The organism is Methylococcus sp. S1M (assembly GCF_051295855.1).
Taxonomy (GTDB): Bacteria; Pseudomonadota; Gammaproteobacteria; order Methylococcales; family Methylococcaceae; genus Methylococcus; species Methylococcus capsulatus.
This window is the reverse complement of the sequence record NZ_JBPDXO010000001.1, coordinates 555,446-566,293: the sequence shown is the minus strand read 5'-3', so window position 1 is coordinate 566,293 and position 10,848 is coordinate 555,446. Positions and strand designations below refer to the sequence as shown.

Annotated in this window: 12 protein-coding genes; 7 read left to right on the top strand and 5 right to left on the bottom strand. The window is 66.2% G+C overall.

Going from position 1 to position 10,848, the window contains the following annotated elements; genetic code table 11:
* The first annotated feature begins 1 nt into the window (after window position 1).
* Genes serB through ACSHWJ_RS02530 form a run of 3 tightly spaced genes read left to right on the top strand, consistent with a single transcriptional unit; the run spans window position 2 to window position 2,876 of the window.
* Window positions 2-844: a phosphoserine phosphatase SerB gene (gene serB, locus ACSHWJ_RS02540; protein WP_432539244.1), complete on the top strand. Its 843-nt coding sequence runs from the start codon at window positions 2-4 to the stop codon at window positions 842-844.
* A complete protein-coding gene (locus ACSHWJ_RS02535; protein WP_432539243.1) occupies window positions 841-2,463 on the top strand; it encodes an ABC transporter ATP-binding protein in 1,623 nt (540 codons plus the stop codon). Before serB ends, ACSHWJ_RS02535 begins: the two co-directional genes overlap by 4 nt.
* A gap of 14 nt (window positions 2,464-2,477) precedes the next feature.
* Complete coding sequence (locus ACSHWJ_RS02530; protein WP_010960552.1) at window positions 2,478-2,876, top strand: YkvA family protein; 399 nt, start codon at window positions 2,478-2,480, stop codon at window positions 2,874-2,876.
* A 199-nt stretch (window positions 2,877-3,075) separates the two neighbouring features.
* Here the strand turns inward: ACSHWJ_RS02530 and sufT are convergent, their stop codons facing one another.
* Genes sufT through ACSHWJ_RS02510 form a run of 4 tightly spaced genes read right to left on the bottom strand, consistent with a single transcriptional unit; the run spans window position 3,076 to window position 6,418 of the window.
* A complete protein-coding gene (gene sufT, locus ACSHWJ_RS02525; protein ID WP_017365847.1) occupies window positions 3,076-3,624 on the bottom strand; it encodes a putative Fe-S cluster assembly protein SufT in 549 nt (182 codons plus the stop codon).
* Entirely contained in the window at window positions 3,611-4,378 is a 768-nt protein-coding gene (locus ACSHWJ_RS02520; RefSeq protein ID WP_010960554.1) for an SDR family NAD(P)-dependent oxidoreductase, read from the bottom strand. The genes sufT and ACSHWJ_RS02520 overlap by 14 nt, the downstream gene beginning before the upstream one ends.
* Window positions 4,375-5,088 (bottom strand): bifunctional 2-polyprenyl-6-hydroxyphenol methylase/3-demethylubiquinol 3-O-methyltransferase UbiG, encoded by a 714-nt coding sequence (gene ubiG, locus ACSHWJ_RS02515; protein WP_010960555.1) that lies wholly within the window; start codon window positions 5,086-5,088, stop codon window positions 4,375-4,377. The genes ACSHWJ_RS02520 and ubiG overlap by 4 nt, the downstream gene beginning before the upstream one ends.
* 13 nt (window positions 5,089-5,101) lie before the next feature.
* Window positions 5,102-6,418: a TRZ/ATZ family hydrolase gene (locus ACSHWJ_RS02510; RefSeq protein ID WP_010960556.1), complete on the bottom strand. Its 1,317-nt coding sequence runs from the start codon at window positions 6,416-6,418 to the stop codon at window positions 5,102-5,104.
* A gap of 159 nt (window positions 6,419-6,577) precedes the next feature.
* Between ACSHWJ_RS02510 and ACSHWJ_RS02505 the strand changes: the two genes are divergently transcribed.
* The 4 genes from ACSHWJ_RS02505 to murI all read left to right on the top strand — a co-directional run bounded on the left by ACSHWJ_RS02505 (window position 6,578) and on the right by murI (window position 9,298).
* Complete coding sequence (locus tag ACSHWJ_RS02505) at window positions 6,578-6,799, top strand: hypothetical protein (RefSeq protein WP_143708486.1); 222 nt, start codon at window positions 6,578-6,580, stop codon at window positions 6,797-6,799.
* Between the two features lie 334 nt (window positions 6,800-7,133).
* Window positions 7,134-7,373 carry a hypothetical protein gene (locus ACSHWJ_RS02500; RefSeq protein WP_143708487.1) on the top strand — a complete coding sequence of 80 codons (240 nt, stop codon included), beginning with the start codon at window positions 7,134-7,136 and terminating at the stop codon, window positions 7,371-7,373.
* Between the two features lie 24 nt (window positions 7,374-7,397).
* Window positions 7,398-8,462 (top strand): AI-2E family transporter, encoded by a 1,065-nt coding sequence (locus tag ACSHWJ_RS02495; RefSeq protein WP_017365850.1) that lies wholly within the window; start codon window positions 7,398-7,400, stop codon window positions 8,460-8,462.
* Between the two features lie 2 nt (window positions 8,463-8,464).
* Window positions 8,465-9,298, top strand: coding sequence for a glutamate racemase (gene murI, locus ACSHWJ_RS02490; protein ID WP_256993200.1), 834 nt, complete (start codon window positions 8,465-8,467; stop codon window positions 9,296-9,298).
* A gap of 41 nt (window positions 9,299-9,339) precedes the next feature.
* Here the strand turns inward: murI and ACSHWJ_RS02485 are convergent, their stop codons facing one another.
* A complete protein-coding gene (locus ACSHWJ_RS02485; protein ID WP_432539242.1) occupies window positions 9,340-10,779 on the bottom strand; it encodes a TolC family outer membrane protein in 1,440 nt (479 codons plus the stop codon).
* Window positions 10,780-10,848 lie beyond the last annotated feature (69 nt).

Here is a 10,848-nt window from a genome sequence, read left to right as displayed (position 1 = left end):
GGTGTACCGAACCCTGATCCATACTGCGCGCCTTGCCGATGCCGACGCGGCAAGCATCCTGGCAGCGATTCCCGGCCGTCTCGAGCCGCGGGGTGGCCACTGGCTGCTCCGGCATGAGCGGCCGGCCGAACGCGAAACCGTCGAGGTGCTGCGGCGCTCGCTGCGCCTGGACATCAATCCGCTGCCGCCAGGCTTCGTCGGCGCTGCCGTGGGCTTGCTGGTCACCGACATGGATTCCACCCTGATCGCCATCGAGTGCATCGACGAGCTCGCCGACCGCGCCGGCCAGCGCCAGGCTGTGATGGCGATCACCGAGGCGGCGATGAACGGCAAACTGGATTTCGTCCAGGCCCTGCAGCGCCGGGTTGCCCTGCTGAGGGGGCTGCCCGTCTCGGTGCTCCAAGCGGTCTACGCCGAAAAGGTCGTGCTCAACCCCGGAGCGGAGTCGCTGGTCGCCGCCTGCCGCCGGCATGGAGTCCGCATCGGCCTGGTATCGGGCGGCTTCGATTTCTTCGTCGACCGGCTGAAGGACAGGCTCGGGCTGGACTTCGCCCTCGCCAACCGGCTGGAATCGCGCGGCGGCTTCTTGACCGGGCGCATCGAAGGGCCGATCTGCGGCGGGGCGGAGAAGGCCGGCTTTCTGCTCGCTCTGTGCGGGCAGCTGGGGCTCGTTCCGCAAAACTCCATTGGCCTGGGCGATGGCGCCAACGACGCCAAACTCCTCGGTGTCGCGGGATTGGGTGTCGGTTACCGCCCAAAGCCGGCCCTGCGGGCCGTCGCCGACGCGGTGATCGAATACGCCGATCTGGCCGCCATCGCCGACTTTCTGGAAGAAGCGCGATGAGCGGTCCCTTGCTGCAGGTCGAGAATCTCAAGGCGGGCTTCGTCCAGGGCGGGCAGATGACCAAGGCCGTCGGCGGTGTGTCCTTCACCATCGATCGGGGTGAAACCTTTGCCCTGGTCGGCGAATCCGGTTCCGGCAAGTCGGTAACGGCGCTCTCGGTGCTGCGCCTGCTGCCGCAGAACGGCAGGATCATCGACGGCAAGGTGATCCTCAGGGGTCGTAATCTGTTCGCCCTGCCCGAGGTGTCGATGAGCTCGATCCGGGGCCGGCGCATCGGCATCGTCTTCCAGGACCCGCAGAGCTCGCTCAATCCGGTCATGAGCATAGGCCAGCAGGTCGGCGAAGTGTTGCGGCTGCACAAACGGCTCAACGGTGGTGCGCTCGAGGCACGGGTGATCGAATTGCTGGGGCTGGTCGGTCTGCCCCGGCCCGAACGGCATTTCACCGAATATCCGCACCAGCTTTCCGGCGGCATGCGCCAGCGCGTGATGATCGCCATCGCCCTGGCGGGCGAGCCGGACCTTCTGATCGCCGACGAACCGACCACGGCGCTGGACGTCACGGTACAGGCGCAGATCCTCGGGCTGCTCAAGCGCCTGCAGCGGGAGACCGGCATGGCGCTGTGGCTGATCACCCACGATCTCGGCATCGTCCACGACCTGGCAGACCGCATCGCAGTGATGCGCAACGGCCTGATCGTCGAAGAGGCCCGCCGGGACGAATTCTTCAGACAGCCCAGTCATCCTTACAGCCGCCAGTTGCTCGATGCCCTGCCCAGGCTGAGCGATTGCATCGGGCGCGAGCCGGTGGCGCAAGCGGGACGTCCCTTGCTGGAGGTCAGCGATTTCAAGGTGCACTACCCGGTCCGGAAGGGTCTGTTCCGGCGTGTGGTCGATCATGTGCGGGCGGTGGACGGCGTGTCCTTCAGCCTGTGGGCGGGGGAAACTCTGGCCCTGGTGGGCGAATCCGGTTGCGGCAAGACCACGCTGGGCAAGGGCATCCTCAACCTGATCGAGTCCTCCGGCGGCCGGGTGACATTCGACGGCGCCGACGTCACCGCCGCCCGCGGCGGGCAGCGCCGGGCGCTGTGTCGGGCCATGCAGATCGTGTTCCAGGATCCGCATGCCGCGATGAATCCGCGCATGATCGTGGGCGACATCATCGAAGAAGGAATGAAGGCAGTGATGCCGGAAATGAGTGCCGTTCAGCGCCGCAAGCGGATGGAGTTCCTGCTGGAATCGGTCGGTTTGAGCCCGGAAAGCCGGCTGCGCTATCCCCACGAATTTTCCGGCGGCCAGCGCCAGCGCATCTGCATTGCCAGAGCGCTGGCGGTCGAGCCGCGCCTCATCGTTTGCGATGAGCCGACCAGCGCGCTGGACGTTTCGGTCCAGGTGCAGATCCTGGGCTTGCTCAAGGATCTGCAGAAGAGGGAGAAGCTCGGTTTTCTGTTCATCACTCACGACCTCGGCGTCGTTGCCGATATCGCCCACCGGGTTGCCGTCATGTGCAGCGGCCGGATCGTCGAAACCGGGCCGACCGAACAGGTGTTGCTGCGGCCACAGCACCCCTACACCCGGACTTTGCTCGAGGCATTACCCGGGCTGCGGAAAGTCTCTTAGCGCGGTTCTCATCCATGTTGGCCAGCCTCAAATCCCGAGCCCGCCGTCTCAAGGCGGAAACCCTTGCGCTCTTTCTGGCCGCGCGCCATCCGGCGACTCCGTGGTACGCGAAGCTGCTGGTCGCGGGTATCGTAGCCTATGCCTTCAGCCCGATCGACCTGATCCCGGACTTCGTTCCCGTCCTCGGCTATCTGGACGACCTGGTGCTGATCCCTTTGGGCATCCTGCTGGCCCTCAGGCTCATACCGCCGCTGGTGCTGGCGGAATGCCGGGCCAAGGCGGCGGAGATGGCGGCGACCGTCCGCCCGGTGAGCCGGGCCGCCGGCTTCGTGATCATGGGCATCTGGGTGGCGCTCGTGGTATTGGGGCTGCTGTGGGCGTACGAGACGGTTTCGTCGCTTTCGGACCGGTGAATCGGTACGAGATTTGCGCCCCCGTTCGTGGCATCGATGGGACAGTTTCACCCGCCGTCAGCATAAGGGGGTCGCCGTGGCGGACGTTCCCTTGGATTCTGCCCGGAGAACGGCTGTCCCTTGTTCCAGCGCTTTTCCTGCCAGGGCGCAGTCCTTACAGGGGGAGGAAAGGCAAGCCCGTCCGGAGTGCGCTGAACGCTCACAGCATCCCAAGCTGCAGCTTCGCGGCTTCGGACATCATGTCGCGGCCCCAGGGCGGGTCGAACACGACGCTGACTTCGACGGCGGTCACGGCGGGGAGGTTCTTCACCAGGTATTCCACGTCGCTTTGCAACACGGGCCCCATGCCGCAGCCGGGCGCGGTGAGGGTCATGACGATTTCGACCTTGAAGCCGTCCGCGCCGTCCGGGATGACGCGGCAGGCATAGACCAGCCCGAGATCGACGATGTTGACCGGAATCTCCGGGTCGTACACGGTACGCAGGACTTCCCATACGTTCTTTTCCACCGACTCGGCATCCGCGTCGGGGCTGATGCCGGGCATGACGGGCGGTTCCTTGCCCAGCGCGTCGGCATCGGCGCCGGCGATCCGGGCCATGTAGCCGCGCTCGGTGGTGACCGTGAAGTTGCCGCCCAGGGATTGGAACAGGCTGACGACCTGGCCTTGCGGCAGCACACAAGGGGTGCCGTCGGGAATCTGGACAGCATTGACATCCCGCCGCAGGACGATGTCTTCACGTCCGTACATGCTGAATTTCCTCCTCGATGACGGATGGGGTGACCGCGGCGGCAATCCGTTCGCCGTTGGCGTAGGGGCTGTCGCTGCGCATCAGGTCGACGAAACGGGCGGCGAGCGCCCCGGGTTCCGGCGCGGTTTCCGTGGGAAATGCCTTGCGCCGCAGGCGGGTGCGGATCGCGCCGGGCGTGAGCAGGTTGACCCTGAGCGTGCCGGCGCTTTCATATTCATCCGCGAGAATCCGGGCGAAGGCTTCCAGTCCGGCCTTGGCGACGGCATAGGGTCCCCAGTAGCTGCGCCGCCGCTCGGCTTCGCTGTCACTGACGAAGACCGCGGCGGCGGCTTCCGAGCGCGTCAGCAGGGGCAACAGAGTCCGTGTCAGGCGGAACGCGCCGGTCAGGTTGACGTCGAGCGTATCGCGCCACTGGGCGTCGCCGACATCCCGCAAAGGGCCCAGGTAATCCATGTGCGCGGCGCAATGGATCAGCCCATGCAATGCGCCGAGCCGGGATTCGATCGAGCCGGCGATGGCCGACAATTCTTCGAGCGTGGCGGTGGCCAGGTCCAGCGGCGCCAGGAGTGGTTCGGAGCCGCCGTGCCGGACGATGCGGTCGTAAGTGGCTTCCAGCCGTCCGAGGGTACGGCCCAGGAGGATCACCGTGGCGCCGGCACCGGCACAGGCCTCGGCGGCGACGGCGCCGAGATCGCCCCCGGCGCCGGTGATCAAGACGGTGCGGCCGTGGAGTGCAGGGTTTGCAGGGCTCATCCGGCTGCGGCGGGTTTGCGGAACGCGGCCAGGTAATTGACGCCGATGTCGGACGTCAAGTGGAACTGGCCGGTGATGGGGTTGTAGCCGATGCCTTCCATGCCGGCGAGGTCGAGGCCACCGTCGCGCGCCCAGCGGCTGAGCTCGGAGGGACGGATGAAGCTGGCGAAGTCATGGGTACCGCGGGGGATCATGCGCAGCAGGTACTCCGCGCCGACGATGGCCAGGAGATAGGCCTTGAGGCTGCGGTTCAGGGTCGAAAAGAACACGGTGCCGCCGGGTTTGGCCAACCGCGTGCAGGCGGCGACGACCGACGCCGGGTCCGGCACGTGCTCCAGCATTTCCATGCAGGTCACCACGTCGAATTCACCGGGCTGCGAGTCCGCCAGCGCTTCGGCGCTAATCTGCCGGTAGGCCACGGTCAGGCCGGATTCCCGGCAGTGTTCTTCTGCGGTACCCAGAAGGTCTTCGCTGAGGTCGATGCCCAAGGCGTCGGCGCCAGCCTTGGCGAGCGCTTCGGTGAGGATGCCGCCGCCGCATCCCACGTCGACCGCCTTGCGGCCGGCCAGTGAAGTGTGCGCCTGGATGAACTGCATCCGCAGGGGATTGACGGCGTGCAGGGTCTTCAGTTCGCCGTCCGGGTCCCACCAGCGGTGGGCGTGGGAGCCGAATTTCTCGATTTCGCCGATGTGGACGTTGTCGGTTGCCATGGATCTCGACCGGTCAGGAATGATGGATCAGTTTGTCGCGCCAGATCAGGGTCTTTTCGCGGATTTCCGTGGCATCCAGCGTCAGCAGCTCGCGCTTTTTCAGCAGTTGACGCCCTGCCACCCAGACGTCGGTGACCTGCTGGCGGCCAGCCGCGTAGACCAGGTCGGACACCGGGTTGTAGATCGGCAGCGATTCGATGTGCTCCAGCCCGATGGCGACCACGTCGGCGGATTTGCCGACTACAAGCGAGCCGGTTTCCGCTCCCAGTCCCAAGGCCGCCGCGCCGTTCAGGGTCGCCATCCGCAGCGCCTGGTGGGCGGGGAGGGCGGCGGCGTCGTTGGCTACCGCCTTGGCCAGCAGGGCCGCGGTGCGGGTTTCACCGAGCAGGTCCAGGTCGTTGTTGCTGGCCGCGCCATCGGTGCCGAGCGCGACGTTGACGCCCGCCGCCAGCAGCTTGACGGCGGGGCAGAAGCCGCTGGCCAGCTTCAGGTTGGATTCGGGGCAGTGCACTACGCTGGCGCCGGTTTCGGCCAGGCGTGCGATCTCGCCGTCTTCCAGTTGTGTCATGTGAACGCCGATCAGGTGCGGTCCGACCAGGCCGAGCTGGTCCAGGCGTTTGAGCGGACGCATGCCGTACTGCCGTCCGCTCCGGTGGATTTCGTCGGCGGTCTCGTGGAGATGGATGTGCACGGGGCAGTCCAGCTCTTCCGACCAGGTGCGGATGCGGACCAGCGGCTCGTCGCTCACGGTGTAGGGTGCGTGCGGTGCGAATACCGTGGCGATCAGCGGTTCGTGGCGGTAGTCGTCGCGGAGGGCCAGGCCTTTGCGGAGATAGTCATCCGCGTCGGTGGCCCAGGCGGTGGGGAAGTCCACCACGATCATGCCCACCGCCGCCCGCATGCCGGCCCGCACCGCTTCGCGCGCCACCACTTCGGGAAAGAAGTACATGTCGTTGAAGCAGGTGACGCCGCCCCGGATCATTTCCGCCATGGCCAGCTGCACGCCGTCGCGGACGAACGCTTCGCCGATCCATTTCTGCTCCAGCGGCCAGATGTGTTCCTGCAGCCATTGCATCAGCGGCAGGTCGTCGGCGACGCCGCGCAGCAGCGTCATGGCGGCATGGGTGTGGGCGTTGACCAGGCCGGGGATCAGGGCGTGGTGCTCCAGCCGTTCGATCCGCCGCGGCTGGTATCTGACCAGCGCTTCGGTGGTGGGGAGGAGGTCGGTGATGCGGCCGCGGTCGATGGCCAGGGCATGGTGTTCGAGCGTCACCCCGTCGGGCTCGACCGGGATGATCCAGCGCGCGGTGATCAAAGTGTCGATAATCATCGGATAATTCTGACCATTTCGCTTGGCTTTGTCACGTCGTATCGCCGGCGGAGTGGCGTGCCGGCAAGGCGTGGGGAGACGTCAGTGGCTCACGGCGTGAGCGTAAATATGCCGCGGGGCGCTAAAATGGGAAGGTTTTTTCGGTTCGACGGCCGTTCCATGACGAAAACCCGTAAGCGGGCGGGGACCTGCGGTGCAGGCGCCGATCGTTCCGGTCATCGCCGCGAAGATCCGTGCGCACCCGGGCTCGTTTCGGCGGGGCAGGACGTGGCCTCGCAGGTGCCGCCGCAGCGGGTGCTGGAGCGGATGCAGGCATTCGGCGAGAGGCCGCAACAGCGCCGCTATGATCCGGCGGAAGGGCTTCCGGGTTTGGGGGGCTGATGCCGGAAAGCTCGAACGGGAGAACGGCATTTCCCTCGTCGGCCGGCCGGTACTGGTGACGGCGGGCGCCGACACGGGATTTCTGAACGCGCCGTTTGCCATCGCCGATGCGGGCGACGAGATCATCCTGCCGAGTTCCTGCTGTTTCAACCAGAGAAATGGCCGCGCTCGAGGTTCGGGACACCAACCTGATCCGCGCGCCGCTGGTTTGCCGACACGCGGCGGTCGGGGTCTTGGAAACCGACTCGGCCCACTGCCGGGAAAAGCCGGCGGCGACTGCCCGGGTGCTGCTTATCGTGCCCGACGCGCGTCCGGACCGGGGGAATGCTGCCATGTGCGGGATGCCCGAGGCGCTTTCCACGTCCTCGTCCGTGTCGAAGGGGGCGGCGATGCCTCGGCTCTGGCCGGACGGCCGAACCGCGAATTCGGCGCGGCGGTGATCCCCGGAACCGTCTTCGGCCTCGATGGCGGATGTTGCCGCCGGCTCGCCCACGGCGCGCTCGGACCCACGACCGCGGAGGAAGGAGTAGGCCGCCTGGTGCACGGCCTGCGGACGATCATGGACGGTCGATGACAATACATAATAAATCTGACCACGATGAGTGCTTCCCATTTCCTGACGATCATCAAACCGGCCAGTCTGGCGGTGCTGCTGCTCCTGGCGGCGGGCTTTTGGGTGCTTCACGGTTTCATCATGCCCATCGCCTGGGCGGTGGTGCTGGCTTTTACCGTCTGGCCGTGGTACGAGCATGTATACCAGAGGGCGCCTTGCTGGATGCGCGGGGGCTGGCTGCCGCTGGCCATGACCCTGCTGATGATGGTCTTGCTGATGGTACCTGCGACCTTCGGTGTCTTGGTGCTCGGCCATGAGGTGCAGATGCTCCACCGGCTGCTGATCAAGGTGCAGAGTTCCGGCATCGGTGCGCCGGACTGGCTGATTCAGTTACCCTGGGTCGGAGGTTGGATAAAGGAAACCTGGAGCGAGACTTTCGGCAACCCGGAAACGATCAAGAATGCGCTCAACGCGCTGGGGATGGGTACGGTGTTCAGCTATACCCGCGATCTGGCGGCGCAGGTGTTGCACCGCTTCATGTCCGGCTTCGTCACGCTGCTCGCGCTGTTTTTCATATTCCGCGACGGACACGGGCTGGGGCGGCAGATCCTCGACCGTTCCGTGAGGCTGTTCGGTTCCGCCGGCGCCCGCTATGCACGGCACGCCGTCACCGCGGTGCGTGGTACGGTCAACGGCATGCTGTTGGTCGGGATTGGCAAGGGGGTCGTGCTGGGCCTCGGCTACTGGGCGGTCGGTCTGAGCCAGCCGGTCCTGCTCGGCACGCTGACGGCGGTCGTCGCGTTGGTGCCTTTCGCCGCCAAGCTGGTGTTCGGCGCCGCCTCGATCTACCTGATCGTGCAAGGCCACGCCGTGGCCGGCATCGTGCTAGTGGTGTATGGCTTCATCATCACCCTCATCGCGGACAACTACGTGCGTCCGACGCTGATCGGCGGTGCCGCCAACATTCCCTTCCTGCCCACCCTGCTGGGCATCTTCGGCGGCGTCGAGGCCATGGGGTTCGTCGGCCTGTTCATCGGACCGACCGTGATGGCCATTCTCATTTCACTGTGGCGCGACTGGAACGACGAGACGCGCCTGCCATCGGCCTGACTGTGAAGCGTGTCCCAGGCTTGACCGGCAACGAGCATCCCATCGGTGTCTTCGACTCGGGCGTGGGCGGACTCTCCGTCCTGCGGGAAATACGTGCCGTCCTTCCGCATGAGAACTTGCTGTATGTCGCCGATTCGGGCCATTTGCCCTACGGCAACAAGCCCGCGGAATACATCGAGCAGCGGGCGCTGACGGTCGGACGTTTTCTGTTGAGCCGCGGCGCGAAAGCCATCGTCGTGGCCTGCAACACCGCCACGGCGGCGGCGATTACGGTCATGCGTGCGGAATTCCGCGTCCCCGTCATCGGCATGGAGCCCGGTCTCAAGCCTGCGGTCGCGTTGTCGAAATCGCTCGTCGTCGGCGTGCTGGCGACCGAGGGTACTTTGAAGAGCGCCAAGTTCCGCGACCTGGTGGGACGTACCACCGAAAAGGTGGAAGTGATCGCCCAGGCGTGTCCCGGCTGGGTCGAGCAGGTGGAGCGTGGAGACCTGGGAAGTCCGGCGACGCGCGACCTCGTCCGCCGTTACACCGAGCCGGCGTTGGAACGCGGGGCCGATACCCTGGTGTTGGGCTGCACCCACTATCCCTTCCTGGCCGGCCTCATCGCCGACGTCGCCGGGCCCGACGTGCATATCGTCGAAACCGGTTCTGCGGTGGCGCGCCATCTCAGGCGTCGTCTCGAAGCCGATGGGCTGCTGACACGGCGGATGGCGCCGGGTGTGGAACTGTTCTGGAGCAGTGGTCCGGCGGAGGTCGCGGGCCGTTCGCTGGCGGTATTGTGGCCAGGCGTGCATCGGGTGCGGCCGCTGCCGGCCGGTTTCGCCGCCGGGGATTAGAGCGGCGCGTGTCCGGCCACGATTCATTACGGAAGGTCTGTTCAGCGGTGAAGATTCGGAGCGCTTGGCGCCGGGGCGCCTCGGCCGGCCTTGCGGACCGGCCCGGATCCCGGTTGCATGGGCGCGGCTCCGGTCCCGTCCTTCGCCGGCGCTGCGGGCGGGGCCTGTAGCCAGCCGTTGATCCGGTCCAGGTCCTCGCGCTGCATGACGCTGGCGGCTTCCTTCAGCGCGACGCTGTTGACGATGTAGTCGCGCAGGGCCAGGGCGAAGTCGCGTTTGTTCTGGTAATACTGGCGCTGTACGAACAGCACGTCCGTCATGGTGCGGGTGCCGACCTCCATGCCGGCGATGGCGGCCTCCAGTGCGCTTTCCGACGATTTGATCGCGGTTTTGAAGGCCTTGGCCTGGCCGATGGCGGAGCGGATGGCCCGATAGGCATTCTTCACCCTGGTGCGTACCGCGCGGCGCTCCTGGTCCAGCTGCTGGATGGCGGCTTCGAAGCCGAAGCGCGCCTGCCGGACCCGGGAATTGACCCCGCCGCCCGCGAACAGCGGCACGTTGATCTGCATGCCCACGTCCTGCTGCTGGTAGCGGTTGGGGCGGGGCGGCCGGTCATTGTCATAGAACTGGGCATCGGCGATCAGGTTGATCGAAGGATAGTGCCCGGCGAACTGCACCTCGATTTCCTGTTTGGCCCGGTCTGCCCGGTTGGTCGCGGCGATGATGGTCAGCGCACTCTGCTGGGCGGTGTCGTTCCAGCGCTCGATGTCGTCCGGCATTGGATCTTCCAACGGCACTTCGAGCTTCAGCGGTTCCAGCTCGCCCGGATCGTCACCCACGATCTGGCGCAGATACTCCCGGGCGTTGTTCAGCTCGTTTTCGGCGATGATGACGCCCGCCCGCGCCCTGTCCGCCGCCGCCTGCGCCTCGTTCACGTCGGTCACCGCCGACAGGCCGACCTCGAAGCGGGCATTGGCCTGCTCCAGCTCCCGATTGATCGACTCCAGTTCGGCCCTGGCGAAGTCCAGCGACGCTTCCTTGTACAGGACCTCGAAATAGGTCTGGGTCACCCGTAGCATCACGCTCTGCAGTTCCGCCGCGTAGAGGGCTTCGGCTTCGGCCACCGCATTGTCGGCCTGGGCCAGCCGCACCCACAGGTCGTGCTGGTAGATAGGCTGCACCAGCTGCACGATGCCGGTCGCCAGCCAGAAACCGACGTTCTTTTTGGCGTTGAACACCAGGATGGGCGAGTCACCGGTCTGGACCATCTGTCGGGTCAGTCCGGTGGTGGCGGACACCGTCGGCAGCAGCCGGGCCACGGCCTGCGGCTTGTTCTCGAGCGCCGCGTCGCGCTGGGCCTGCGCCGCATGCAGACGGGGATCGTATTGCAGTGCGAGATCGAATACGCCGAGCAGATCGACGGCGGAAGCGGCTGGCGCCAAAAGTGACAGCAATAAAGCGGCAAACGCGGGCTTATTCATGCAGCGTGAGTAAGGGCGACGGGAAGGCGCGGCCTGTGATCGGACGGTCGGGTCATCGGGCCGGCACGA

Bases quoted from the DNA above. Each gene is read 5' to 3' on its own strand.
- ACSHWJ_RS02530 (WP_010960552.1), top strand. From the start codon at position 2,478: ATGTTGGCCAGCCTCAAATCCCGAGCCCGCCGTCTCAAGGCGGAAACC.
- ubiG (WP_010960555.1), bottom strand. From the start codon at position 5,088: ATGGCAACCGACAACGTCCACATCGGCGAAATCGAGAAATTCGGCTCC.
- ACSHWJ_RS02510 (WP_010960556.1), bottom strand. From the start codon at position 6,418: ATGATTATCGACACTTTGATCACCGCGCGCTGGATCATCCCGGTCGAG.
- ACSHWJ_RS02495 (WP_017365850.1), top strand. From the start codon at position 7,398: ATGAGTGCTTCCCATTTCCTGACGATCATCAAACCGGCCAGTCTGGCG.
- ACSHWJ_RS02520 (WP_010960554.1), bottom strand. From the start codon at position 4,378: ATGAGCCCTGCAAACCCTGCACTCCACGGCCGCACCGTCTTGATCACC.
- ACSHWJ_RS02505 (WP_143708486.1), top strand. From the start codon at position 6,578: ATGACGAAAACCCGTAAGCGGGCGGGGACCTGCGGTGCAGGCGCCGAT.
- ACSHWJ_RS02535 (WP_432539243.1), top strand. From the start codon at position 841: ATGAGCGGTCCCTTGCTGCAGGTCGAGAATCTCAAGGCGGGCTTCGTC.
- sufT (WP_017365847.1), bottom strand. From the start codon at position 3,624: ATGTACGGACGTGAAGACATCGTCCTGCGGCGGGATGTCAATGCTGTC.
- ACSHWJ_RS02485 (WP_432539242.1), bottom strand. From the start codon at position 10,779: ATGAATAAGCCCGCGTTTGCCGCTTTATTGCTGTCACTTTTGGCGCCA.